General features: G+C 32.3%; 20 protein-coding genes. 4 read left to right on the top strand and 16 right to left on the bottom strand.

Annotation, left to right across the window (positions count from 1 at the left end; genetic code table 11):
- Positions 1 to 184: 184 nt before the first annotated feature.
- Together BW929_RS00165 and BW929_RS00160 are read right to left on the bottom strand one after the other, a co-directional pair.
- Complete coding sequence (locus tag BW929_RS00165; protein ID WP_076543352.1) at positions 185 to 3616, bottom strand: pyruvate carboxylase; 3432 nt, start codon at positions 3614 to 3616, stop codon at positions 185 to 187.
- Between the two features lie 219 nt (positions 3617 to 3835).
- Complete coding sequence (locus tag BW929_RS00160) at positions 3836 to 4324, bottom strand: hypothetical protein (protein ID WP_076543351.1); 489 nt, start codon at positions 4322 to 4324, stop codon at positions 3836 to 3838.
- A gap of 166 nt (positions 4325 to 4490) precedes the next feature.
- Between BW929_RS00160 and BW929_RS00155 the strand changes: the two genes are divergently transcribed.
- Together BW929_RS00155 and rpoD are read left to right on the top strand one after the other, a co-directional pair.
- Complete coding sequence (locus tag BW929_RS00155; protein ID WP_076543350.1) at positions 4491 to 5765, top strand: YihY/virulence factor BrkB family protein; 1275 nt, start codon at positions 4491 to 4493, stop codon at positions 5763 to 5765.
- Positions 5766 to 5848: 83 nt separating this feature from the next.
- Positions 5849 to 6778 (top strand): RNA polymerase sigma factor RpoD, encoded by a 930-nt coding sequence (gene rpoD, locus BW929_RS00150; protein WP_076543349.1) that lies wholly within the window; start codon positions 5849 to 5851, stop codon positions 6776 to 6778.
- Positions 6779 to 6855: 77 nt separating this feature from the next.
- On the opposite strand, the gene BW929_RS00145 is transcribed toward rpoD, so the two are convergent.
- The 9 genes from BW929_RS00145 to BW929_RS00105 all read right to left on the bottom strand — a co-directional run bounded on the left by BW929_RS00145 (position 6856) and on the right by BW929_RS00105 (position 20252).
- The gene (locus BW929_RS00145) at positions 6856 to 7455 is read right to left on the bottom strand and encodes a TetR/AcrR family transcriptional regulator (protein ID WP_076543348.1); all 600 of its coding nucleotides are present in this window, start codon (positions 7453 to 7455) and stop codon (positions 6856 to 6858) included.
- Between the two features lie 47 nt (positions 7456 to 7502).
- Positions 7503 to 8897, bottom strand: a complete 1395-nt coding sequence (locus BW929_RS00140; RefSeq protein WP_076543347.1) for an MATE family efflux transporter — start codon at positions 8895 to 8897, stop codon at positions 7503 to 7505.
- Positions 8898 to 9032: 135 nt separating this feature from the next.
- Entirely contained in the window at positions 9033 to 10358 is a 1326-nt protein-coding gene (locus BW929_RS00135; protein ID WP_076543346.1) for an MFS transporter, read from the bottom strand.
- A 122-nt stretch (positions 10359 to 10480) separates the two neighbouring features.
- Positions 10481 to 11722, bottom strand: coding sequence for a MerR family transcriptional regulator (locus tag BW929_RS00130; RefSeq protein ID WP_076543345.1), 1242 nt, complete (start codon positions 11720 to 11722; stop codon positions 10481 to 10483).
- Between the two features lie 99 nt (positions 11723 to 11821).
- Positions 11822 to 13168 carry a C1 family peptidase gene (locus tag BW929_RS00125; protein ID WP_076543344.1) on the bottom strand — a complete coding sequence of 449 codons (1347 nt, stop codon included), beginning with the start codon at positions 13166 to 13168 and terminating at the stop codon, positions 11822 to 11824.
- Between the two features lie 73 nt (positions 13169 to 13241).
- Positions 13242 to 14597 carry a citrate/2-methylcitrate synthase gene (locus tag BW929_RS00120; RefSeq protein ID WP_076543343.1) on the bottom strand — a complete coding sequence of 452 codons (1356 nt, stop codon included), beginning with the start codon at positions 14595 to 14597 and terminating at the stop codon, positions 13242 to 13244.
- A gap of 302 nt (positions 14598 to 14899) precedes the next feature.
- Positions 14900 to 17515 carry a LuxR C-terminal-related transcriptional regulator gene (locus tag BW929_RS15555; RefSeq protein WP_076543342.1) on the bottom strand — a complete coding sequence of 872 codons (2616 nt, stop codon included), beginning with the start codon at positions 17513 to 17515 and terminating at the stop codon, positions 14900 to 14902.
- Positions 17516 to 17612: 97 nt separating this feature from the next.
- Positions 17613 to 18866 (bottom strand): S41 family peptidase, encoded by a 1254-nt coding sequence (locus BW929_RS00110; RefSeq protein WP_076543341.1) that lies wholly within the window; start codon positions 18864 to 18866, stop codon positions 17613 to 17615.
- Positions 18867 to 18968: 102 nt separating this feature from the next.
- Positions 18969 to 20252: a homoserine dehydrogenase gene (locus BW929_RS00105; protein ID WP_076543340.1), complete on the bottom strand. Its 1284-nt coding sequence runs from the start codon at positions 20250 to 20252 to the stop codon at positions 18969 to 18971.
- A 232-nt stretch (positions 20253 to 20484) separates the two neighbouring features.
- On the opposite strand from BW929_RS00105, the gene BW929_RS00100 reads away from it, so the two are divergent.
- Entirely contained in the window at positions 20485 to 21003 is a 519-nt protein-coding gene (locus BW929_RS00100) for a fasciclin domain-containing protein (protein ID WP_076543339.1), read from the top strand.
- A 106-nt stretch (positions 21004 to 21109) separates the two neighbouring features.
- Here the strand turns inward: BW929_RS00100 and BW929_RS00095 are convergent, their stop codons facing one another.
- The 5 genes from BW929_RS00095 to BW929_RS00075 all read right to left on the bottom strand — a co-directional run bounded on the left by BW929_RS00095 (position 21110) and on the right by BW929_RS00075 (position 25496).
- Positions 21110 to 22279, bottom strand: coding sequence for a TraB/GumN family protein (locus tag BW929_RS00095; protein ID WP_076543338.1), 1170 nt, complete (start codon positions 22277 to 22279; stop codon positions 21110 to 21112).
- Between the two features lie 60 nt (positions 22280 to 22339).
- Positions 22340 to 23164: an oxidoreductase gene (locus tag BW929_RS00090; protein WP_076543337.1), complete on the bottom strand. Its 825-nt coding sequence runs from the start codon at positions 23162 to 23164 to the stop codon at positions 22340 to 22342.
- Between the two features lie 25 nt (positions 23165 to 23189).
- Positions 23190 to 24077, bottom strand: coding sequence for a pirin family protein (locus BW929_RS00085; protein ID WP_076543336.1), 888 nt, complete (start codon positions 24075 to 24077; stop codon positions 23190 to 23192).
- Positions 24078 to 24097: 20 nt separating this feature from the next.
- Positions 24098 to 24733 carry a GTP pyrophosphokinase gene (locus BW929_RS00080; RefSeq protein ID WP_076543335.1) on the bottom strand — a complete coding sequence of 212 codons (636 nt, stop codon included), beginning with the start codon at positions 24731 to 24733 and terminating at the stop codon, positions 24098 to 24100.
- Between the two features lie 88 nt (positions 24734 to 24821).
- Positions 24822 to 25496, bottom strand: a complete 675-nt coding sequence (locus BW929_RS00075) for a DUF975 family protein (RefSeq protein WP_076543334.1) — start codon at positions 25494 to 25496, stop codon at positions 24822 to 24824.
- A gap of 330 nt (positions 25497 to 25826) precedes the next feature.
- On the opposite strand from BW929_RS00075, the gene BW929_RS00070 reads away from it, so the two are divergent.
- On the top strand, positions 25827 to 26171 hold the full coding sequence (locus BW929_RS00070) for a hypothetical protein (protein ID WP_076543333.1): 345 nt from the start codon (positions 25827 to 25829) through the stop codon (positions 26169 to 26171).
- Positions 26172 to 26210: the final 39 nt, after the last annotated feature.

The raw sequence follows: 26210 nt of genomic DNA, 5'->3' as shown, positions 1-26210 counted from the left end.
GATAAAATCTCTATCCCCCTTTTTTCTATAATTTTTATTCAGAAAATTTAATTATTTCTTATATTTATATTTTAACACAAAATATAAAAATTAAAAAGCAGTTTAGCAGGTTAAAAAACCGCCTCAAATTTCTTAAAAGAGGCGGCCGCTAATTTTATATTCCATTTAGATGATAACTTTTAGTTTACTCTAATTCCAGAATTAATTCTCCAGATTCAAGCTGCTGTCCCGCTGCAGCATGGATTGCAGCCACAGTACCATTAGTTGGAGCAGTAATATTAGTCTCCATCTTCATGGCTTCCATAATTACAAGACTCTGATTTTTCTCAACTTCTTCCCCTTCTTCAACTAAGATTTCAACAATATTACCGGGAAGACTGGCTCCAATTTCCAATTCATTTTTAGGATCAGCCATCTGCTTGGAGCTTACATCAGAGGCAGCAGTACTTGCCTCATCATAAACTTTAATTTCTCTTCTGAAACCATTAACCTCAAAGGCCAATCTGCGGTAACCCTGATCATCCACCTTTCCAATCTCTAATAGTTTAACCACCAGAGTTTTACCTTCCTCAACTTTTATTTCACTGGTTTCTCCCTCACGTAAAGCATGAAAATAAACATCACTTCCCATATGGCTTAAATCACCATACTCTGCCAGATAGTCAAGGTAGTCTGTATAAACTTTAGGATAAAGAGCATAAGCTAAGAGATCCTTTTGAGTCGGTTCAAAATCATATTTCTCTTTTAACTCTGCTTCAGCTTTTTCAAAATCATAATCTTCCAGCAGAGTTCCAGGTCTAACAGTTATGGACTCTTCACCTTTTAAGACCAGCTGTTGGAGTTCTTTAGGAAAACCTCCAGGAGGCTGACCGAGCATACCTTTAAAGTAAGCTTCGACTGAATCCGGGAAAGCCATGTTTTTAGCTTCCTGACAGATATTATCAGGTGTCAGATCATTTTTCACCATAAATATTGCCAGATCTCCTACTACTTTGGAGGAGGGTGTAACTTTTGGAATATCACCGAGCATAAAGTTAACCTTGCGATACATTTCCTTAAACTCTTTAAAGCGGTGGCCGAGACCAACACTTTCTACCTGTGGTTTTAAGTTAGAATACTGACCTCCAGGAATTTCATATTTATAGATTTCTGCTGTTCCAGATTTAAGTTCAGATTCAAACTGGGAATAGACAGGTCTAACTGCTCCCCAGTAATTTGAGATCTTCTGAATATTTTCAATATCCATTTCTGGATCACGATAGGTATTTGTAAGTGCTGCTACAATTGAGTTTAAAGGTGGCTGACTTGTTAAACCTGCCATAGTATTAAAGGCAGTATCCACAATATCAACACCAGCCTCAGCAGCCATCAATAAAGTAGCCGCACCATTTCCGCTTGTATCGTGAGTATGCAGATGAATTGGAATTGAGATTTCAGCTTTAAGAGCCTTGACCAGCTCATAGGCAGCATAAGGTTTTAATAAACCGGCCATATCCTTAATTCCCAGGATATGAGCTCCCATTTCTTCAATTCCCTTTGCTAATTCCACGTAATAATCTAAATCATATTTTTCACGTTTATCGTCTAAGATATCACCTGTATAGCACATCGATACCTCAGCAATTTTACCCTGTTTGACAACCTCATCTACTGAAACTTCCATTCCCGGCAGCCAGTTTAGAGAGTCAAAGATTCTGAAGACATCAATTCCAGCTTCAGCTGCTTCTGCAACCAGACTGCGAATTACATTGTCAGGATAATTTTTATATCCTACCCCATTGGATCCTCTTAAAAGCATCTGGAATAAAATATTGGGTATTTTATCACGCAGGCGCTCAATTCTCTCCCAGGGTGATTCCTTTAAGAATCTGTAGGAAACATCAAAGGTTGCGCCTCCCCACATCTCAAGTGAGAATAAATCCTTGGCCAGATGAGAAGTTGCTTCTGCAATTTTTTCCATATCCACAGTTCTCATTCTGGTCGCCATCAGCGACTGATGGGCATCTCTATATGTTGTATCAGTTAAAAGAATCTCTTCCTTATCTTTAATCCATTCGACTACAGCATCTGGACCACCCTGATCTAAAATCTGTTTTGTACCCTCAAGGCTCTCTATTTTTTCAAACTTAGGCACCTTTGGTACATCAAAATCAGGTTTATTTCCCCGAGTTTCATTGACAATTTTTTCACCCAGATAACTTAAAATCTTCTGTTCCTGATCTGAACCTGGTTTAATATCTAGAAGTTCTGGATTATTGGCAATAAAACCTGTATCACAGGTTCCCTTTTTAAACTCTTCGTGATTTAAAACATTAATTAAAAAGGAAGCATTGGTTTTAACTCCTCGCACCTTCATTTCTTCAACTGAACGCATGGCTTTTCTAATCGCATCCGAAAAGGTTCTTGACCAGGAAATAGTTTTAACCAGCAGACTATCATAGTAAGGATTAATTACTGCACCAGTATATCCATTACCCCCATCAAGTCTAATACCATAACCAGAACCAGTACGATAATGGTCAAGGCGACCGGTATCAGGGATAAAATTATTTGCCGGATCCTCTGTTGTCACCCTACACTGGATAGAATATCCATTCATCTTAATTGATTCCTGAGAGGGAATATTAATCTCTTCTGAATCAAGTCTGTATCCCTCAGCAACTAAAACCTGACTCTGAACAATGTCGATTCCAGTTACCATTTCACTAACTGTATGTTCAACCTGAATTCTTGGATTAACTTCAATAAAATAGTGATTATTGTACTTATCAACCAAAAATTCTACTGTACCTGCATTTTTATAACCTGCTCCCTTACATAATTTAAGGGCATCCTGCAGAATCTCTTCTCTTTTCTGATCACTGAGGGCAACTGCAGGGGTAAATTCTACAATTTTTTGATGACGTCGCTGAATTGAGCAATCTCTTTCAAATAAGTGTACAAGATTACCATGTTCATCACCTAAAATTTGTACCTCAATATGTTTTGGATCTTCTAAATAACGTTCTACAAAAATATCGTCTACACCAAAAGCTTTACGAGCTTCTTCTTTTGCATCTCTAAATTGAGAGATCAATTCTTCATCAGAACGAACTATTCTCATTCCCCGGCCACCACCACCAGCTGCCGCCTTAAGCATCAGCGGATAACCATGTTTTTTGGCAAAGTTCTTAATTTCTTCTTCTTTTTTGATAGGTTTTTCCAAACCCGGAATTGTAGGTACATCAAATTTTTGAGCCAGAATTTTAGATTTAATCTTATCTCCTAACTTCTCCATTACTTCTGCATCAGGTCCAATAAACTTGATTCCGGCTTCCTCACACTGACGGACAAATTCTGGGTTTTCTGATAAAAAACCATAACCAGGATGGATAGCATCCACATCTTTTTTTACTGCTAAATCAATAATTTCATCAATAGCAAGATAAGCTTCAATTGGCCCCTTGTTATTGCCAATCTGATAAGCTTCATCTGCTTTAGTCCTAAATAAGGCGGTTCTATCCTCCTCGGAATAAATTGCTACAGTTCTAATGCCCAACTCCTTACAGGCTCTAATTACTCTAATTGCTATTTCTCCCCGATTGGCCACTAAAACTCTTTTAAAATTTTTCGACATTCTCAAATCTCCCTTCTTTAATTCTTTAATAGTTTAAAGTATTTATATTTAATAAAATTCTACCCCAAATGAGGTAGAAGTTATTAATAAAGTATTTTCAGTCACCAAAAACTACACGAAAACTGTTAAAACTCTCATATTTATTTATATTCTTTTTTAGTATACCACAATTACTGGATAATATCTAATCACAGAATATATTATTAATTTTTTGAATTATCATTTATTTTGCTTATTTTGATAAAGAAAAAATACTCCCAGACCAATTAGAACAAGGGGGGTTATATAATTTAAATATTCCATTTTCTGAATAAAATCATTATTATCAACAAAAATTACAAATAATCCAAAAACAATCAGAGCTGCTGCCGGATAAATCGGCCAGTCCCACTTTTTAAAAGCGCTGGTATGAATTAGAACAATTAAAAATGCCAATCCAAGCATAATAAAGAAAAAGCCTCCGCCAAGTTTATCTACAAAGTCTAATCTCTCTAGATCAGAAAAAAGAGCAATGGCCAGCAAAATTGAACCTGGAATTAAAAAACCGATATTTCTATAATGTTTTCTGGCCCCCAGCATAAAATAAGTAAAAATAAAACCTGCGCTCAGCAGATAAAGAAAAATATCATCGCTGATTAAATTTAAAGTATTAAGCAGAATAAACAGTCCAACTGTTATCAATAAAATACCAAGTTTTCTTTTGTCCATTATTAAAACCCCCATTTATGTATTTGATATTTTAATTATAACAAAATTTAAATAAACAGCAAAGTTTAGAAGTCGATATTTTTTAATTCGGTGAAGGAGAATTTTTTTATTTAAAGAATATATTAATTAGAAGAGATAAATTAATTTTTCATAAGAGGTGGCGCAGATGAATAATAAAAATAAACTTCTAGAAGAAATTAAAACGCTGATCTCTTTAGACCTGATAATACTTTTTATAAAAAGAGTCTACCAGAAAGCCAGGGAAAATGATATTTTTATGCACGCAATGGGAATGGTATATATCACCACTCTTTCTATTGTACCTTTTTTGATATTTTCATTTTATATTATGACTCTTTTCAATTTTTTTGGCAAAATTGATACCATTGTAGAGGAAATTAAAACTCTAATTTTAAACAATCTGGCGGCCGGTACTGGAGAAAATTTAATTAACTATCTGGAAGTATATATTCTTAATGTTGATATTGAACAGCTGGGAATAATAAGTTTTGTAACTTTAATTTTTATTATTGTGTTTATGCTGGCCCGAGTCGAAATTACCTTTAACAAAATCTGGAATCTAAAAGAACATCGTGATTTGTTTAAAAGATTTGTTTCTTTCTGGACTTTTATCACTCTCGGTACTTTTTCTATCACTTTATTTCTAACTCTTAGCCTTTTATTTGCTCAAAAATATTTGGGGCTATGGTTGAGCGGAGAACAGATAAGTGAAAGCAATTTTTTTAACTATATTCTATTTTCTTTTAATTTTTTAATTTTTATTATTGCGTATTATTTTGTTCCCAATACTGAGGTAAAACCTACAGCAGCAGTTTTTGCCGGGCTGTTTAGTGGACTGTTATTTATTTTATCCAAAAACCTCTACAATATTTATACTGCTAACTTAATAACCTATAATCAGATTTATGGTCCACTTTCAATTATCCCTATTTTTTTACTCTGGCTTTATTTAATCTGGCTAATTATACTTTTAGGAGCTGTGATTTCTTATGTTTTTCAACATCGATCAGGACTTAAATATATGCTTAACCGACAAAAAATCAACCAGGGTTTAAGAGATTTAATTCCGACAGCAATTTTATTGACACTTTTTAAAAATTATAAAAGCAAAAACAACCAGCCTCTCTCCTTTGCCGAGTTGATTAAAAAAATTAATCTTCCAGCCGAGGATATCAAAACTGAGCTTAAGAATTTGAAAGAAAAAAATATTATTGCTGAAACTGAAAATGGCAGTTATTTACCTTTAAGTGAAGCAGATAAAATTTCTATCTGGGAAAGTTATCAGACCAATTTTTTTGATGAAGAATTTGAAATAAAAAATATTTTTAAAGATGAGGAAATGCAGGAACTTTACAAAGAAATAAAGAATTTAGAAAAAAACAGCTTTAAAAAAATGAAATTTGTCGATTTTTTGAATTAATTTGAACAATAGCTTTAAATCTAATCAAATTTATGCTACAATTAATGATTGTGTCAGGCATTATGCATTGAGGAGGAATTTAAATGGTTAAAAAAGCTAATAATGAAAATAATGATAACCAGAATGATAGTACTGAAGAAGAAAATGATCTAGATCTTTCCATACCTGATGGAGCAGGTATTGATGATTCCGTACGTGTTTATTTAAAAGAAATGGGAAAAGTAGATCTGCTTGACAAGGAAGAAGAAGTTGAACTGGCTAAAAGAATTGAACAGGGTGACCAGGAAGCTCGTGAAAAACTAACTGAAGCTAATTTAAGACTTGTTGTCAGTATTGCTAAAAAATATATAGGACAGGGTATGTCTTTTCTGGATTTAATTCAGGAAGGTAATAAAGGTTTAATGAAAGCAGTTGAAAAATTTGATTATACCAAGGGGTATAAATTTAGTACTTATGCCACCTGGTGGATCAGGCAGTCTATTACCCGAGCTCTTGCTGATCAGGCAAGAACTATTAGAATTCCGGTACACATGGTAGAGACGATGAACAAATTACGAAGAATTGAAAAAAGACTTAAAAAAGATTTAGAAAGAGAACCAACCCTGGAAGAAATTGGTGAAGAAATGAATATGGAACCAGAAAAGGTCTTAGAAATTCAGAAACTGGCCATGAACCAGCAGCCTACTTCTTTAGATACTCCAATTGGTGAAGAAAAAGACAGCCATTTAAAGGATTTTATCGAAGATCAGGATGCTCCGGCTCCTGAAATGCTTGCCTCTTCTGAACTTTTAAAGGATCAACTGGAAACAGTTCTGGATACTCTAACTGATAGAGAAAAAAGAATTATTAAATTAAGATTTGGACTTGAGGATGGGCGACAGAGAACTTTAAAAGAAGTTGGAAGTCAGTTTGGTGTTACCCGCGAAAGAATCAGACAGATTCAGGCCAAAGCTTTAAGAAAGTTAAGACACCCTACCCGGAGTAAAGAATTAAGGGGATATTTAAATAACTAAGCTAAAAATTATTGGGCAAAAATAATTAAAGGCTGAATTACTCTTTTCAGGAGTAGTTCAGCCTCTTTTTTTATCTTTTATACTATTTTCTTTTCTACAAAAGAACAAATCAAATCATAAAGAAAATCAATGTTCTGCTTTTCTTTTTTAAAGTTCTGCTGTAGCAGCGGAATATTAGTCTGGAGCATAGCAAAAAGTCGATATAGATCCTCATCATCTTTTTCTAACTTAACCTTAAACTCTTTTTCTAAGATAATAATAAAAAGTTCATATATCTGATTAATCACTACATTGGGAAATCTAATTCGCTTAAATTTCTCTTTCTGCTCTTCTTCACCAATTTCTAAATCATTCATTATATAACGAAAAAGTTCTCGCACAATCGATTTTTTTTCTTTCATTTCAGAATAAAGAACTTCAATATAATTTTTTAAATAATCATTATCAGTATTTTTGCAGTTAGCGCTCAAAATCTGATAGGTCTCCTTCCAGCTTTCTTCAAAAACCCCAATATATAATTCCCATTTATTTGGATAATAATTATATAAAGTACCTACAGCTATCCCGGCTTCTGATGCAATTCTACGCATACTTACATTCTGATATGGATTTTCTTTAAATAGTTTTAAAGAACTTCTGGCTATTTCTTCTTCCAGATTTTCAATTATTTTAGGCATATTATACTCCCTTTATTAAAATATTACAGAAAACTTATTAATCTTATTTAAGCACCCTCACTATCATATTCTAGATTTAAATTACGGATTCCTGCCTCTCCTTCCAGTTCTTTAATTTCTTTATAAACAAATCCAAACAATATTACTGTCAGGAGAAAGGTAAAACCATCCGCAACTGGTTGAGCCATAAATAGCCCTTTTAAATCGAAATAATTTGGCAGCAGAAAGATTGCTGGTATAAAGAAAATACCCTGTCTGGATAAGGAAAGAATAGTTGCCGGGATTCCATGCCCCAATGCCTGAAAAAGAGTATTGGTGGTTATAGAAAATCCCATAAGTGGTAGAACAACTGCGTAAAGTCTTAATCCCATTGCAGCAATTTTTATAACTTCCGGATCCTGACTAAAAACACCAATGACCTCCCGGTTAAAGAAAAAGAAAACTGCAAAAAGTATTAAGCCAAATAAAGTTGTTCTCTTAACAGTGACTTTTATTGATTCCTTAAGCCTTTCAATTTTTCTGGCTCCAAAGTTAAAACCAGCTACCGGCTGAAATCCCTGAGTAAAGCCTGCTGTTATAAAAAAGCCAAAAGAAAAAACTCGGTTAATTATCCCGACTGAAGCCACAACAACCGCCCCATAAGTTGCAGCCATATTATTGAGTAAAGTCATTGCTACACTGCTTAAAAGCTGTCTAATCAAAGTAGGAATACCTATTTTCATAATTTCTGTATAGATAGAAAGAGAAGGTCTAAATTCTCTTAGTTTTAAATCAAGAACACTATTATCTGACTTATAAAAACCAATCAACATTACCGTCGATACAGCCTGAGCAATTACAGTGGCAGTTGAAGCTCCAGCAATTCCCATCTTAAAAGTGAAAATTAATAACGGGTCTAGAATTATGTTTAATATAGCTCCAGTACTTAAAGCAATCATGCTCATCTTTGCACTACCTTCTGCTCTCACCATATTATTCATATTCATATTACTCATTGTAAAAATTGAACCGATAATAATAATAGCCGTATAATTAACTGCATAGGGCATTATCACTTCAGTTGCTCCAAATAACCTGAGTAAAGGTTTGAGAAAATAAAGACCTCCTGCAGCCAGAACTACAGCTAAAATAAAGGTAGTTACAATTGAAGTTGTCGAAACTCGATTAGCCATTTCTCTGTTCTCTTCTCCTAAAAGTCGCGAAATATAGGAGGCTGAACCAATACCGAAAGTTAAGCCGATTGCCGAAATAACCATAAAAAGTGGAAAAGCTATGGTCACTGCTCCAATGGCTTCGGTACCAATTCTTCCTACAAAAATTGTATCAACTATATTGTAAACCGCTGAAACAAGCATACCAATAATTGCAGGTATTGACATCTGCGTCAAAAGTTGAGGAATTGGAGTCGTTGCCAGTTTTTTTGTCTTTTCATCTTTATACATTTTTTCCCTCCATTTATTTTTATGAATTATGTTCATTTTAATCTAAAAAAAGACTTTATGAATATCGTTCACTATAAATATTATAATGAATATTGTTCATAAAGTCAAGTGTTTTAAATTTGTTTTATTTATAATTTATAAATTTTTTTGATCTGCTTTCTGCTGAATAAATTTTCTCCCGGTACTGGAATTAAAAAAAATAATATTGAAAACAAAAAAAATTAAAGCCCCAACAAATATAACATATTCCACCTCAAGCAACTTAATTGTTAGAGATGAAATTAAAAGTGAAATTGGTACAACAATTTTAATAATACTCATTTTAACACTCAAAACTCGTCCCAGTATATTTTGAGGTACACTTTTTTGAATTATTACATTTGCGGGTACATCTATCCAGGCAACTGAAATACCACTTAAAAACATCAGCAGACTATAATAAGTTAAAACAAAATTTGAGGCCGGAGTATTTTGAAAAATAATAATAGGCAGAGCAAAAGTCGTTACTCCAACTGCAGCGACAAAAGTAATATTCTTTATTAAAAGGTTATAGCTTATTTTATTCATTATCTTTTCAGTTAATATGGCTCCCAATATCATACCTACCGGAAAAGCTGCCTGAATTATACCATAATTATTAGGATCTATTTTCCAGACAGTATTTAATAGATAAGGTAAAGGCACAATTAAAGTAAAATTAAAAAAGAAATTTAAAGCCACAAAAATATAAACTAAGGCTCTTAAATTTTCTGATCTAAAAATATAATAAAACCCCTCTTTTAATCTATAAACAAAATCATCTGAATCTTTATTGCTGCCAGTTTCCATTTGTATTTGCTGATTATATTGGTAATCAATATAATATTCTATCAAAGCAGAGATCAAAAAAGAAATTGCGTTAATTAAGATAAAACCTTCCAAATTAATAAAACCATAAATTAATCCACCAAGCAGTGGTCCTAAAATTTGAGATAATGACTCTATAACTCTGGCCTGAGAATTAATTTTAACCAGCCCAGATTCTTTTACCAGCCCTGGTTTGGCAGCTTCTAGAGCAATATCAAAAAAGACTGTTAAAGTTGTCATTACAAAAGTACTGAGATATAGAATATAAAGATTAAAATTAAAATTTGTGATCACCAAATAGATCAGAAAAAGAAATAAACCATTAATCAGATCAGAACCAACTACCAGAATTTTTTTATTAAATTTATCTGCCATAACACCGGCAATTGGATTAAATAAAACAACTGGCAAAGTATATAGAGCAAGATTCAAAGCAAAAGAGAATGCAGAAGATGTTGTCCTTAAAAGATAAAGTCCAATCACAAACGCATAAATTGCTGATCCGAATAAAGAAATTGTCTTTCCTGATAAAAATAGCAGCAAATTTAATTTTTCCTGTCTGTCACTTTTTAATTCCTGATTAATTTCAGCTTGGTCTTCTTGATAATTTAACATTTTAACTACCTCCTCTTTTCTAAATCAATTATAAAAAATGGAGGTAACTCAAGTGCAAGAGTTCTTAAAAATTTTTTTAGAAGATTTTTTCGTAAAAGTAGAGCCAACTCTACTTTTAAAATTTATTTTTTTGCCTGCAGCTGATAAGAATAAATCTGATCTCCAATTTGAGCAAACTCTTCGTATTTACCAAAAGAACTATTAATCTTTTTAGGCTCTGATTTATTCTCAGTTAAAAATTCAAAACCTATTTCCTTTAATTTAGTTCTAATATTCGAATAAATAAAATAATCTCTGTACTCTCTTTCAACTATGTTCTTAGCACCAAATTTATGATAAATAATAAAGACTGCTGTCATTGTAAAATGATCTTTAAAATATTTGAGCAGCAGCTCTGGTAAAAATCCTCTGTTATGAAATGAAAAATTAGAAATTCCGGAATAGTCAATCAAATAATCAAGACTGCTTTCTTTAAGTGGCAAATCTGGCAGCTCAGCTGTTAAAAAAATAACTTCCGGACCAGAGGGGGATAACTCCAATAAGGTTTTAAGATATCTGTTCAGCTCAGCATCATGTTCAACACAAATATAGGTTAAATTAGAAGGCAGCTGATCATAGATGTTTCTTAATAAGAGTCCATAACCAGAACCGGGTTCTAAAATAACTTGATTTTCCAGTTTAGAATAATCAAGTCTATTTTTCAACCATTCCAGACTCTGATATGATTGATCAATAAATTCAGAATCAGTCTGTTTAATATAATCTGTTACATGATAAATTGGATCTATTTCAATTACTTCGTCACCTTTTTTTCTCTCATAAACATCTTTAGTATATATAATACCATCTTCAATTAAAATTTTTTCGCCACAACTGCAGTTGAGACTTCCCAGATGAATTCTATTATTTTCAATTTTTTCTGCAGTTAAAGTTAGATCGGACCCACAGGCCGGGCAGGCAAAAAGACTCAGCAAATTCAAATTTAAACTGAGATCATTACGCCTGTCATTGTTTGCTGATTTTAATTTTTTTAAATGAGAGTGCAAAGCATTTTTGGCATCTTTTAACTCTATAATTCTTCTTTCTAAACTGTCAAGTTTTCGATGATATAGATTTTGATAATAGCTGTTTTTTTGATAATTACTCAATCTGCCAATCCTTTTAAAGCTTAAAATTTCCTTGATTTCTTCTAAAGAAAACTCCATTTCTTTTAGTTTTAATATTTCTTCCATATCCTCCTGATCTTCATTATTAAATTCATAATGTCCTCCGTTTTTATGGGGATTAATCAGTTTTAATTTCATATAATAACGAATGGTATCATAACTTAAATCAAATTTGTTTGAAAATTCTCTAATTTTCATTTAAACTATCCCTCCGATTTAGACTTTCGGCTATTAAAATAAAATTAAAAAGCTTAAGCTGCTGTATTCATACAGCAGCTCTGTTCCAAAATTTATTTTTTATTTAATTGCCAGTGAACCCATTGGGTCCCATGGTTTTAAAACAACGGGGTCTTTTTGATATGATTCAAGATCACTCTCAGATAGGTATTTTTTATTAATAACTACTTCATAATTAAATTCTTTAAACCAGTCATTACTCATAATAAAAAATCCATCATCACCAACCTTTTCTCCCCAGCTATTTTGAACTTTCCAGCTAAGTGGCTCTTCATTTTTTAGGTTAACTCCGGTAAAAGCCATAGCATGAGTTAAGATACTTTCGCCATACTGCAGGCGCTGACCTTTGTCCAGAGAAAATTTAGTATCCAGCACCTCTGCATAATTAAATAGTTTAGTATCCATTATACCTAAATCTCTATTTGACCACTGACCAACATCACAGCCAAACCAGACGGGTTCTCCATCTTTTAGCTGTTCTTTGCTGTAATCAATTAACTTATCAATCGGGAGATTTAAATAATGAATCTGGGGGCCTTCTTTTACATTACCCAAAAATTCTACTGTATAAGTCTGATCAAAAGGCTTATCAGAAGTAGGAGCATTGATTATGCTTACATAATCTGTCATTTTTACTTTCGAGTATTTATGATAAAATTCCTGTGGTGTTAAATCAGCATCTCTATAAAATTCACCATTTTTATTTCTATACTCAAAATCAAATTTCTGAGCCGGTTCACCTAAAAAATATGCCAGAATTGAATAAATTTCAGCCAGCATAGTTTCTTTTTCTTCTCTTAAACTTTCTTTATCTGCACCCAGCTTATAATCTTTCCGCAGAGTATGTGCCAGATCTCTTAATTTTAAACTTAAAATTTTATTCATATAGCGAGAATTACTGCTGTGGTAGCTTTCGGGCATCACATATTTGGGTACAATACCATATTTTTCGATTAAAGCAGTAAACATATCCCACTGACCGCCATCATTGGTAGGCTCATTTAAAAGCCACATTACTCGACGGCTGTCAAGATCAAGCTCAGCTGTTGCAATAATATTTTCTAAAAAATAATTTGCTTTTTCCAGCTTATCCCAGAACATTGTATAAGCCTGAGAAAGCTCAAAATCATGGTCTTTAATCTCTAAATCTTTTGAAATACTGTAGCGAATATTATTTAAGGCTGCAAACATCCAGCAGCGCCCACTTTTTTTCTGGTTTGTTACCCGGCCAACATCAATTTCTACCGAAAAATCATAGTGCATATTTTTAATCGAATTGTTATTTAAGGCCGTATTATTGATTCCGTTTTTTATTACAGCATTAGCAATAATATCATTATTTTTTCTTTGTTTAAATTTCTTTTGAAACATCTCCAATTTAGGCTGATCAATTATCTGTCTGTTCATTTAAAAGCCTCCCTTTATTTATCGACTTAATTTATAACAATACATAAAAAGCCTGATTTTTTTGCATTGAAGATCATCTGATTGTACATTTTTCTTCATTTTTTAGAGATTTATATGCTGGACGAATAATCTTATGATCACTAACAAGCTGTTCGATACGATGTGCACACCAACTGGCAACTCTCGCTGTAGCAAATAAAGGGGTAAATAATTCCTGGGGGATATTTAAAAGCTGATAGACAAAACCAGAATAAAGATCCACATTAGCACAGATTTCTATATCTTCTCCCCGCTCTTCTTTAAATATTTCTTTGGTTAGACTTTCAATATTATCATAAAGTTCATATTCATCAAGTCTATCCTTGGCTGCAGCTAGCTCTTTAGACTTCTTTTTTAAAATAACAGCTCGCGGATCACTTTTGGTATATACTGCATGCCCCATTCCATAAATTAACCCTTTTTGATCAAAAACTTCGCCTTTTAAAATTTTCTTTAGATATTCTTTTAGACTACGGCGATCAGAATAATCAGCCAGGTTTTCTTTAATATCATCAACCATTGCTTTAACTCTTAAGTTGGCACCACCATGTTTTGGCCCTTTAAGACTCCCCACAGCTGCTCCCACAGCAGAATAAGTATCTGTTCCACTGGAGGAGACTACATGAGTTGTAAAAGCGGAATTATTTCCACCCCCATGCTCAGCATGAAGAATTAATAATAAATCCAGAGTATCCTTTTCCAGCTGGGTATACTTGTTATTTGCTCTAATCATATGTAATATATTGGCAGCAGTCCCCAGTCCCTCCTTAGGATTGTGAAGGTAGAGGCTTTGATCATCAAAATAATGTGCTTTAGCCTGAAATCCATAAGAAATAATTGTAGGAAATCTAGCAATTAATTTTAAACTTTGAATTAAAATCCGATCAATATCAAGCGAATCAGGTTTTTCATCATAAGAATAAAGAACGAGTATTGCCCGCTGAAGTTTATTCATTACATCTCTGCTGGGACTTTTCAAAATTGTATTTTCAGTAAAATGAGTTGGCAGTTTTCTAAATCCATCTAAAATAGCATTAAACTTTCTCAATTCCTCCTGCTGAGGGAGTTCTCCAAATAGCAGAAGGTAAACAATACTTTCAAAACCAAATTCGCCAGTGTTTTTTACCAGTTCGTCTACTTCTATATCTCTATAGAATAATTTACCTTCAATTGAAGTTTTAACTCCATCACAGTAAGTATAACCATGAACAGAACCAATTTTTGTAAAACCAACTACTACACCTGTCCCATCAGAATTTCTCAATCCCTGTTTAATATCATACTGTCTGTAATATTCTTTATCAATCTTATTAACCTTTTCAACTTTTTTAGCTCTATCTTCAAGCCAATTTTCCTTTAAATCCTTAATTAACCAGTCTTTAGTTTCCACATTCTCACTCCTCTATTCTCTACTTATTGTGGACTGATAAAATAAAAATTTCGTAGATATATCTATTATAACAGAATTTTGGCTTTTAATAAAATCAAATTGCTTTAATTGATATCATATTTTATTTTAATCAATATTTTCTTTTCTTAAAAAGCAGATTTAAAATCACAAATATTTTTAAATAATCCAATTCTTCCACCTCACTCAATTCTGATAGTACAATAATAACCTGGTTGAAATAAAAAAACACCTATCAAAAGTTAGGTTTTGCTGTACCTGATAGGTGGTGAGGCCAAAAATCATTAGATTATATTAAGTTTTCTGGCTTTGGCAGCAGCCTTAGTTCTATTTTTAACAGCCAGTTTAGAATAAATATTGCTTAAATGCCATTTAGTTGTTCCTTCGGTAATAAATAATTTTTCGGCTATTTTTTTGTTGCTTAGTCCTTCCGCCAGCAGAACAATAATCTCTTTTTCTCTTTCAGTTAGAGGATCAATAAGCTCTGAATTATTTTGCCGTTTTCTTTTAGTTTCAGATTTGAAATTAAATTTTACTATTACTTCCTGTTGCAGCTGCTTAAATTCTAGAAGTAATTCTGCTAAATATTCTTTATATTCCTCTAAAACAGTTAAATAACTTTCCTTTTCCAGCAAAATCAGTGTATCTAAAAGTAATTTTCTACTTTGAGTGCGATTTTCTAATTTTAAAAAAATAAAAGACATTAAAATTTGTCTCTTTATTCGATCAAGAAAGTCAAAATTTTGATAATCAATTTTCTGCAGATAATTTAATGCTTGCTGATAATTAGTTTCTACTATCAGAAGCTCTGTAATTAAAAAAACTGCTTTTACTCTGACTCCAAAAAATGTCTGCTTATCTATAAGTTCCTCCTTAGCTTTTATCTTTTTTCTCAAAAGGATACTTATTTTATTGTTTTTCTGAGCATTAATTAGCTCGAATTTTAATTTTTCCATTTCTACCAGCTGGTAATTAACTTTTAAATTATATTTATTACATAATTCTAAAGTCTCTAAAATTATATTTTCTGCCTCTTCTATTTGCCCTAGATAAAAAGAACTGCGGGCATAATAAATCATTGGCAGCCAATACACATGAATTAATTCATAAAATTGACCTGCTTCAATTCCTTTAATTAAATAATCTTTTGATTTCGAATAATTTCCCTTTAAAAAATAGATTATACCCATCGGAATAGAAAGAAGATTAATCAACTCAGCTGCAACTTTTTTACTTTTTTTAAACCGATTTATACTTTCCAAATTAAGATTAAAAGCCTTATTTAAACTGCCCTTTTGTGTCAGTTTTAAAATCAAATTCATCAGTGAATTAATTTCCATTAAATACTGTTCTTTTTCTCTCGCCATAAAAGCAGCACTGCGAAACGATTCGATTGACTCTTCAATTTTTAAATAAGATGATTGAATCTGTCCCAGACTCATTAAAGCATTAATTTTAAAAATATAATCAGTATTTGAGATTAAATTCAAAGCCTCTGCAGTTAAACTACAGTGCTCTTCAGCATCTTGATATTTATCCATCAAACAACTTAATGTTAAAAGACGTCCTCTATTTTCTGGACTTAAGTTCTTTTTATTATTTATTAAATTAAGATAATAAGCAGCCTCTCCAGACTGCCCCAGAATAAAAAGAGACCAGGCTTTTATCATTAGAATTAGAGGATGATTTTTTAAAAAATCACCGGGAATTGAATTTGACAAATTTAAAAATTCTTTTAATTCCCCAGTTTTTAAATATTCTGGAATGGAATCTTCTAAATAGTTTACTGCAGAATAATAATCATCTATTTGTAGTGAATAAAAAATAGCCTCCTGAAAATAACTATTTTCTGCAAACCAGGCTGCAGCTTTTAAATAAAGCCTGCGTTTTTGTAGAAAACTCAACTGACTGAGCAAAAAATTTCTAAAAGGATTAAAATATCTAAAAATATTATTTTTTAAATCAACAGCCTCTATAAAAATCTTTTTTTTAAGTAAATTATCAATTAAAACTTTGCTTTCCTGAGATGAAGCCAGCTGATCAGCAAGCTCTACGGAAAAGCTTTCTACAATTGATGTTTTTAAAAGAAATTCTTTTTCTTCTAACTTAAGTTTAGAATAAACTTCTTGATTTAGATACTGAAACAAGTTATTGTTGGTTAATTCAAGTTCATTTTTTAAATTATTAAGATCATATTCCGGTTCATTTAAAAGTTTAAATAGAAAAAATTCTATCACCAGAGGCCATCCTTCAGTAATTTGATAAAGCTTTTTAATTTTATTATCATTCAAACTAAGATTTTTTTCTCTCTGGATAATTTTTTTCAATTCAAGATAGTTAAATTTCAAATCATCTTTTTTAATTCTAACAATTTGGCCCTTAATTTTCTGTCTTTCAATTAAAAAAGGAATTTCTTTTCTACTAATTAAAATAAGATTTAAATTATCAGGCATTAATCCAATTAAGTATTTTAAAATATCAAATACGGGCTGTTGCTCAATTAAATTTAAATTATCTATAACTAAATTTATTTTATTTTCTACACTTTTAAGGTCTTTAAGCAGACTAAAAACTATTTTTTTTGCATTTAATTTAAGCGGAATCCTTAAAATTGCTTCAGTATTTAAAAAATCTCTTTTGGTTGATTTTTTTAAAGCAGTAATAATTCCCCTAATAAATATAAATTCATCTTTAAAATTATTGTCAATACTAAGCCAGGAGGCAGACTCGCTGCTGATCTCAATCCAGTCGGCAGCCAGAGTTGTTTTGCCGAAACCTGCCGGAGCTGTAATTAATGCCAGTGATCCTTTCTTTTCTCTACTCAGCCTATCCAGAGCTTTAAGTAATCTTTTGCGTCTGTAAACATTATTTAGTTCTGGTATCCGAGTTTGAAATTCCATTAATAACTCCATTTAATCAATTCCTTTTTTATTAACTAAATTTATTAGACCATCAAATATTTTACTAACTATTAACTATTAAACTACATTATACATTTCAATCAATATTTTTAATTATTTCTAAAATGCTATCTCTTCCACTTAAAAAATCCTCAAATTTTGTTTCTACTGTAATATCCGGGTATAGGGAATCAGGATCACTGTTTTCAAGCAGTTTAAAATAATTAGTAGAATAACTTACTCTTAAACCTGTATTTGGAAGATTAAAAGTCCTGACTTCTCCATAATGATTTGGTTTGCCCATAGTTGCTGTACCAATTAAATAGCCATCTAGTTGTTTTTTAAAATCAAGAGCATTAATTATTGCAGAAGAAAAAGTATCAGCTCCAATAATAATATAAGTTTCAAATTGATCTTGATATTTACTCAATTTTTCAGCCAGTTCTGTCCCCTGACTTGAGTCACCTCCAGAATTAAAACGAAGATCAATTACCAACTTATCTATTTCCTTATTTTTGATATAATTTAAAATTTCAGATTCTTCTGCAGCAAATGAGGGGAGTTCAGAATTAGGCTTCCCATGTTTTTGGGCCAGTTCCCTACTCCAGCAGCTATTGTATTGAAAATAAACCATCTTTTCTGCTGCAATATAATCTGACCAGAAAAGTTGATTGGCATTAGACCGTACATAACCAGTCTGATAATCTAATTTGCTTAAACTGTTATTACTGGAAGCCATATTCTTTATTTTTAAAGGTTCAAAATTAATTCTGATTTTCTCACCGTCTTTTTCAAATAAAAATTCATTTTTAGAATCAACTATTCCTAAATATTTGAGCACCTCATTTAATTTAAGAAATGAACTGATCCTGTAATCTATAGAAATCTGATTATCAGCAGTAATAATTTTATTAAAATGGTCTTTTAATTCTTCGATGGAATAATTATTAATAGCTATTAATTTTGCTCCCAGAATTTTTTTATATTGATTATCGGTCATAATTACTCGATAACCATCTTCAAATTTTTTTAAAAAAAGTGGATAATATTCAGTTAAAAAACGAGTATTATCAATAGCTGTATGAGTGTCACCAATTTTAGCAAAAATTTCAGCCAGCCTTAAAGTTGTATCCAGATTTGAAAGTTCTGGCAGATCATTTTTCAATTTGTCCATCTCTTTCATAAATTCTTCTTTTTCAAGCTTAAAAAACAAATTATAATGCTCTGCCGGCAGTTCATTTTCCAGATAATTGAGATCACTTAACCAGTCTGCTTCTGAAATTTCAGCTGCCATTACCAGATTACTGCTGAATAGCAAAAAAATTGAAATGAACAAAAATATTTTTCGCATCAAATCTCCTCCACAATTAAAATAATATTTATGATAAAATTATCACAATCTATTCAAAAGATAAAAACCGTTTTAATAACGGAATTTATCCTGGGATTTGAATTAAATGTTATTTTCAACTCGAATAACACTTTTAATTTCTATTACATCATCAAGCTTTTTAATCTTAGCTAGAGACTGATTTAGATCTTTTTCCCTAACTGAATGAGTAATAAATACCAGTGGTACAACAGGATTCTCTTTCTGTTTCTGCAGCACTGAAGCCAGACTGACATTATTATCTCCAAATATTTTGGCAATATGAGCCATCACACCTGGTTCATCCTTAACTTCAAAGCGCAGATAAAAGCTATTTTCGATTTCATCAATTTTAATTACATTACTTTCTAAAAAAGAATCCATACGCTGAACTTCGCGCTGATTATGATTAATATCCTTAGCTACTTGAATAATATCCGCAGTTACTGCACTACCAGTAGGCATTTGACCTGCTCCACGAGCTGTAGACATTACCTGACCAACTGCATCACCATGGAGGTAAACACAGTTATAGGTGCCATTTATCATAGCCAGGGGATGATCTTCTGGAACAAATGCAGGGTGAACTCTAACATCAAGACCTTCAGATGAATTCTTAGCAATTGCGAGAAGTTTAATCACATAACCCATTTCATGTGCCAATTCTATATCCTCGATATCAATATCTTTTATGCCTTCAACATAAACTTCATTTACATCAACAAAACGCTCAAAAGCCAGTGATGATAAAATTGTAATTTTATAAGCTGCATCATAGCCCTCAATATCAGAACTAGGATCAGCCTCTGCAAACCCAAGTGCCTGAGCATTTTTTAAAGAATCAGCAAAATCTTTTTTCTCTTTACTCATATCAGTTAAAATATAATTGGTAGTCCCATTTAATATACCATAAATTTTTTCAATTCTATTGGCGGCAAGAGAATTTTGCAGGGGACGAATAATTGGCAAACCTCCTGCTACACTTCCCTCATAACAGACCTGAACGTCATTTTCATCTGCCTTTCTAAATATTCTTTTCCCATATTTAGCAATCACCAGTTTATTTGCTGTAACAATACTCTTTCCATTTTCTATAGCCTTAATTATATAGTCATAGGCAGGCTGTTCTCCACCAATTAATTCGACTACAATATCTATATTCGAATTATTAATTATATCTTCAACTTTATCTGTTAATAATTCCTTTTTAATTTCAACATCTCTTTCTTTTTTCAGGTTATTAACCAGAATTTTTTCTATTGTAACCTCAGTTCCAACCTTATTTTTTATATTCTCCGAATTTTTCTCCAGAATCTTAACTACTCCACTACCGACTGTACCAAGTCCTAAAATCCCTATTCTAAGCAAAATTATAACCTCCTGTAATCTTATATCGCTTACTTCTAACTACTCTATTATTAAACATTATATCAAGGAGTTGTTAACTTGTCGACACTTTGAGATAAATTTATAGAGAAAAATATAATGTTACCTGAAATACACTTTTTGAAAATAATTATCAATACTATTGACATCTAAAATAAGTTGTGCTATATTAAATTTAACAAAACTTAACTCAAAATATAAGGAGGAAATTTAAATGAAAAAGTCTTTAAGTAATTCCAAAAAAATTATTGTTTCTCTGCTAATGGTTCTGGCTTTTATGTTTTCTCTGAATGTAATGGTGCTGGCGGCTGGACATGTTGAAAGTGGTCCCGATGTTCTTGATGTTGCTTTAGAAGCTGATGATTTTAACACCTTGACAACAGCAATAATTGAGGCTGATTTAGTTTCAGCCCTAAAAGGCGATGGACCATTTACAGTTTTTGCACCAACTGATGCTGCTTTTGCGGCACTACCGGAAGGCACACTAGACAGTCTGCTTGCTGACAAAGAGCAGCTGGCAAATGTTTTATTATATCATGTAGTCGCCGGTAAAGTAATGGCAGAAGATGTATTAACTATGGATGGAGCGATGGTGGAAACTCTGCTGGGTAAAGATATTAAAATCTCAATTAAAGATGGTATGGTTTATATAAATGATGCCCGTGTTATAACAACAGACATTGAAGCAAGTAATGGTGTCATTCATGTAATCGATACTGTTTTGGTACCTTAAATTTATTTAAATATAAGTAATATAGCTAAAAAACTCTTCTCGAAAATTTGAGAAGAGTTTTTTTATAAATTAATATTAATTTTTTAAGTAAATAACAAAACATATTTTAAAAATTAAAGAATTCTAAAAAAGTCCTGATTACACTTGCTCCACCCACAGCTGTACCAATAACACTCCCTAAATTAGCAAGAATTACAATTAAAAGTATATGGGTAACCTTATTTGTATAAATTTCTTTAATAGAAATCCCTTCCGAAAGTTTCTGAAAATCCTTAACCTGGGGCTTTTTAAGATAGGCTTCCGTAAGCCCTGCAAACCAACCAGCTGCCAGTGCAGGATTTAAGGAACTTAATGGAGCTACAAAAAAAGCAGTCAGAATGGTCAAAATATGACCTCTGCCTAAAAGTACTCCCAGAGCTGATAAGGAACCATTCCAGATAAACCAGGCTTTTGTTACCTCAATTCCGGTACCAATATTTTTGATAAAACTGGAAATTATAATTACTAAAATTACTGCTGGGATTCCCCAGGAAAATATTTTACCCCACTTTGGTTTAGGTGGAAGTTTTGTTATTTTTTTTAAATTTTGTTCTTTATAAATTTCTTTTTTTACTCCTGGAACATGTGCTGCTCCTAAAACAGCAACAATTTTTTCACCAGAAGCATTTTTAATTTTATTAGCCAGATACTGATCTCGCTCATCAAGTAAATGTTTTTTAATTCCCGGAAAAGACTTACCCATCTCTTCCAGCATCATACTTAAAGCATCTCCGTTTTTTAGTTCATCCATCTCTTCTTCAGTAATCTCTTCGTCTACAAAAAGCATTGAAATAATTTGAAAAATGAGTTTCATTTTTTCCCAGAGACCAAGTCCACGCCAGACTCTTTTAAAAGTAATCTGGATGTTTCGATCAGCAAGCACCAGGTCTGCTCCAATTTCTTTAGCAGACTCAATTCCCTGCCGCATTTCCTGACCTGCATTAATTCCTAATTTTTCGGCCATCCGACTCTGAAAAGAACTTATAATTAAATTAACCAGTAATAATAAAGATTTTTTCTGCTTAATCACCTGAAAAATATTCATTTCACTCCACTTATCTTCATCATTAATTGAACTGTATCTTTCCTCGTCCAGTTCAACACAAACACTATCTGGTTTTTCAGTTTCTATAACTTCTTTAACTTGTTCTGCACTCTTTTTAGAAATATGAGCAGTTGGAATTAAAATTATTTCTTTTCCTGCATACTCAAGTCTTTGAATATTGTCTTCGTCCATAAAAACAGCTCCTTCTATGAATTCTCTCACTTACTTATTATATCACTTATGAAAAAATTATCAAAAAAATTTATTAGTAAAAAAATCATAGAGTCTATCTGGAAGCAGCCAGCGAAAAAATAATATTAATTTTGCGTGGAAGGGAACTGCATATCTCGCTTTTGGATGACCAGCCTCTGCTGCTTTAAAAATTGCTCGGGCAACAACTCCAGGGTCAGCTGCTATACCATTTTCACCATACATTTCTTCATATTTAACTGCCTTTTTTTCGGCCTGTTTTTGATAAACACCCTCACCTGAATTTTTAATTAAATTTTTCCCGGCTGTACTGGCCCAGTTAGTTTCAATTGCTCCAGGTTCAATTAATATTACTTTAATTCCAAATTCTCTCAATTCATTTCTCAGACAATCACTCAGACCTTCCAGTGCAAACTTACTGGCATGATACCAGCCACCAAGTGGAGTCCAAATTTTACCGGCTATAGAAGAAATATTAATAATCCTGCCGGAACCATTTTGGCGCATAACTGGTATTACAAGTTTAGTTAATTCAGAAAGGCCAAATAAATTAACTTCAAACTGTCTTTTAGCATCTTTCAGTGGAACCTCTTCTACAGCTCCATAAGCACCATAGCCAGCGTTATTTATCAAGATATCAATTTTTGTCTCTTTTTTTAGTATCTGATTTATACAATTATTTCGCATTTCTTCCTCAGTAATATCCATCAATATATAATGTCCATTTTGATAATCATTTAAATATTTAAGATCTGCTTCGGTTCTGGCTGCTCCATAAACTATATAACCCTGTTCAAGAAACTTTACTGCCGCAGCTCTTCCGATACCACTTGAAGCTCCAGTTATTAAAACTACTTTTTTACTCATTTTTAACTCTCCTGATTTTTAATATTTAATCATCCTGATAAAATTCATTGATCTGACTTACATTTTTCTCCTTTTTATTTTTAATAAAAGTTCCTCTGTCTAATTCTTGTGAGGCTGCTGCCAGTTCTTTTCTGCTGTTCATTACAATTGGACCACCCCAGGCAATCGGCTCCTCTAATTTTTTGCCTGCTAGAAAGAGAAATCGAGCTGGATTCTTAGCTGTATCAACTTTAATTTTACTCCCATTTTCGTATAATACTCCCTGAGGATATTTTTTTAAATTTTTCTTTTGTGGATCAAAATTGGCCTCGCCTCTAATTAAAAAAGCATAGGCATTAAAATCTGTCGGTAGTTCAAAGATAATTTCACTATCTGCTTTTAATTCGACATCAAAAAATATTGGTCTGGTATCATTTCTCTGTATCTCACCACTTAAGCCTCCATATTCACCAGCTATAATATGGACTTTTTTGTCTTCATCTTGATAGACTGGAATCATATCTTGGGTAATGTCACCATATTGCGGCTCAGTCATTTTATTAACCGCAGCTAGGTTTAACCAGATCTGAACTCCCAACATTTCTTCTGAGGGCTGGGGTAGTTCCTGGTGCAAAATACCCGAACCCGCAGTCATCCACTGACACTGACCATCCCTTATAACTCCACTATTGCCAATGCTGTCACCATGTTCGATTTCTCCTTTGATCAGATAAGTTACAGTTTCAATACCACGGTGGGGATGCCAGGGAAACCCGCGTCTGTAATCTGCAGGGTCTTTCGAATCAAAAAAATCCATCATTAAGAAGGGATCAAAGTCTGGAATCTGATGATAACCAAAACAGCGTCTGAGTTTAACCCCTGCCCCATCCTGAGTTTCTCTACCTTCAAAATAACTTTTTACTTTTCTATACATTCTAATTACCTCGCTTTAAATTAATTATTTTGCTGGCGATATTTTTCAACTTCTTCTGAAAGTGTGTTAAATTCCCTGTCTGCTATTTCCAGCATCCCGGCCAGAGCATAGAAACGACGCTGCAGATTTTTAGGCAGCTCACCTTTAAATTTATAATTACGGTCATGCTCAATCTCAGCCCAGGCATGCTGCAGGATACTTCGAATCTGAATTTCAAATTTCAAACCAGAAAATTTACCCAGCTCTGTTTGGTCTATTTTATCAGGACTCAGCTCCGCAATATAATGAATTGATTTATATCCCATTTTATCAGCTTCCAGCAGATCAGACTTATCCTCACTGCGCTGATAATCAATTTCAAATAATTTTTTAATAATATCACTAATCTGATGAATTTCTTTTTCAAAGAGTGTAATAATTCTAATACCAGTTAAATCTGTTATTTCATTTACCGGATCACTATATTTATCGCGCTCCGCTTTCTCTCTGAAACTTTCTATTGACTTGACCCGACTTTCTATACTGTGAAAAACAATCTCATTTTGATTTAAAGCTTCCCTCAATATTATTTCGACTTCTGCTCTTAGCTCTATATATTTACTTCTCTCCTTTTTATACCACTGAACTGCCTGGCTAACTTTTTTTCTGCTGGCCATAATAGTTTCCCCCAATTGACTGCAAAATAAAATGTCATTTAAACAATCAGTTAATAAATCGCCTGTCAAAAATCAAATATTTCGAAGATCATGCCTCTGCTTTAACTTTCTGATAAAGTTCAGCATTAACTGCATCATAATAGGGTTGCACAAATAGCACTCCAATACCAAAAAATAAAGCTCCTAAAATAAACCAACCTAAAAAAGAAAGATCCAGAATAAAAATATCCAGTTTTTGTCCCGCAGTCATTTCTCGACTTAAATTCAGAGCCTGATTATGATCTAAATCAGGATTTTCAGCCATGATATAGGCAACAAAACGATATTGATACATTTTAATAATCCCTGGAATAATTAAAAGTAGTGACCAGAGAAAAATATAAATTCCACGATATAAAAGAACCGTAATAATATTTTTATAATATTTTTTATCAAAAAATTTAAGCAGATATGAAATCTCAGATTCGCCTCTGCTTAACTCAATAAAATATTTTCTACCACCAACTTCCAGAATATATCCCAGAAAAATTCTGAGAGCTAAAAAAACTAAAACGCCAATTACAGCAATCAAAACTATACCCAGGGTAAATTCACTTCCCCCACCACCAGTAGTAGTAGAGCCTGTGCTGCTGGAACCACCCAAATCAAGTCTGTTATGACTGCCTCCACTAATCACCAGAATTAAACTAACTAAAAAAGCCTGCCAGTAAAAACCTTTTAACTTTTTCTTTGCGATATTCTTAAGTTCGCTTCTTGTCCACACTTTAAATTCTCCCCTTTTTTGTGATTTTCCAGGCACAAAATTTAAATAACTAATTAATTTAGTTCTTTAACTATAATTCAGCATTCAGAAGAAAAATCCTCTTTAGAAAGAAAAATCCTCACTTGCAATTAAAACAAGAAATCAAAAGCTATATATCATTTTAGATTTTTAATATAGCAAATTAATTATATATTTGTTTAAGTCAAAGCTAATTATAATATTTTACAGATTTTGTGAAAAATTAATTTGATTAAGGAAGGAATAATTGTTTTTATGACAAATTATATAAACAAAGTTCTATTAAATAAAATATGAAAGGGGTCATTAATTATGAAAAGAGTTCTGTTTTTAACTATTGCTCTGATTCTCAGCTTATCTCTCAGTGTTTATGCTCACCCACCTGGAAATATAGAAATGTCTTTTAATAATGAAAATAATATGCTAGAAGTTACAATACCTCATAACTCCAATGATAACAGTAAACATTTTGTTAAAAATGTAAAAGTTTATTTAAATGACAGCCTGCATATTGAACAAGATTTTATTATGCAGACTAACAATGAGGTTCAATATTTACATTATATGATCCCGGGGGCAAAATCTGGAGACACTATTCGTCTGAAAGCAGAATGTAATAAATTTGGAAGTAGAGAAAATGAAATTAATGTAGAATAAATAGTTTAATCCAGCTTCTTTATTTACTGTTATTTGCGA

Origin of the sequence: Halanaerobium kushneri (assembly GCF_900156285.1) — a bacterium.
Lineage (GTDB): Bacteria > Bacillota > Halanaerobiia > Halanaerobiales > Halanaerobiaceae > Halanaerobium > Halanaerobium kushneri.
Note: the sequence above shows the minus strand (reverse complement) of the source record. Positions and strands in the feature narration are given on the sequence as shown.

What these genes read in the sequence shown, in the direction of transcription:
- BW929_RS00145 (WP_076543348.1), bottom strand. Translation starts at nt 7,455, where the DNA reads ATGCCTAAAATAATTGAAAATCTGGAAGAAGAAATAGCCAGAAGTTCT.
- BW929_RS00070 (WP_076543333.1), top strand. Translation starts at nt 25,827, where the DNA reads ATGAAAAGAGTTCTGTTTTTAACTATTGCTCTGATTCTCAGCTTATCT.
- BW929_RS00110 (WP_076543341.1), bottom strand. Translation starts at nt 18,866, where the DNA reads ATGCGAAAAATATTTTTGTTCATTTCAATTTTTTTGCTATTCAGCAGT.
- BW929_RS00135 (WP_076543346.1), bottom strand. Translation starts at nt 10,358, where the DNA reads ATGTTAAATTATCAAGAAGACCAAGCTGAAATTAATCAGGAATTAAAA.
- BW929_RS00155 (WP_076543350.1), top strand. Translation starts at nt 4,491, where the DNA reads ATGAATAATAAAAATAAACTTCTAGAAGAAATTAAAACGCTGATCTCT.
- BW929_RS00160 (WP_076543351.1), bottom strand. Translation starts at nt 4,324, where the DNA reads ATGGACAAAAGAAAACTTGGTATTTTATTGATAACAGTTGGACTGTTT.
- BW929_RS00140 (WP_076543347.1), bottom strand. Translation starts at nt 8,897, where the DNA reads ATGTATAAAGATGAAAAGACAAAAAAACTGGCAACGACTCCAATTCCT.
- BW929_RS00090 (WP_076543337.1), bottom strand. Translation starts at nt 23,164, where the DNA reads ATGAGTAAAAAAGTAGTTTTAATAACTGGAGCTTCAAGTGGTATCGGA.
- BW929_RS00095 (WP_076543338.1), bottom strand. Translation starts at nt 22,279, where the DNA reads ATGGACGAAGACAATATTCAAAGACTTGAGTATGCAGGAAAAGAAATA.
- BW929_RS15555 (WP_076543342.1), bottom strand. Translation starts at nt 17,515, where the DNA reads ATGGAATTTCAAACTCGGATACCAGAACTAAATAATGTTTACAGACGC.
- BW929_RS00080 (WP_076543335.1), bottom strand. Translation starts at nt 24,733, where the DNA reads ATGGCCAGCAGAAAAAAAGTTAGCCAGGCAGTTCAGTGGTATAAAAAG.
- BW929_RS00165 (WP_076543352.1), bottom strand. Translation starts at nt 3,616, where the DNA reads ATGTCGAAAAATTTTAAAAGAGTTTTAGTGGCCAATCGGGGAGAAATA.
- BW929_RS00125 (WP_076543344.1), bottom strand. Translation starts at nt 13,168, where the DNA reads ATGAACAGACAGATAATTGATCAGCCTAAATTGGAGATGTTTCAAAAG.
- BW929_RS00130 (WP_076543345.1), bottom strand. Translation starts at nt 11,722, where the DNA reads ATGAAAATTAGAGAATTTTCAAACAAATTTGATTTAAGTTATGATACC.
- rpoD (WP_076543349.1), top strand. Translation starts at nt 5,849, where the DNA reads ATGGTTAAAAAAGCTAATAATGAAAATAATGATAACCAGAATGATAGT.
- BW929_RS00100 (WP_076543339.1), top strand. Translation starts at nt 20,485, where the DNA reads ATGAAAAAGTCTTTAAGTAATTCCAAAAAAATTATTGTTTCTCTGCTA.
- BW929_RS00085 (WP_076543336.1), bottom strand. Translation starts at nt 24,077, where the DNA reads ATGTATAGAAAAGTAAAAAGTTATTTTGAAGGTAGAGAAACTCAGGAT.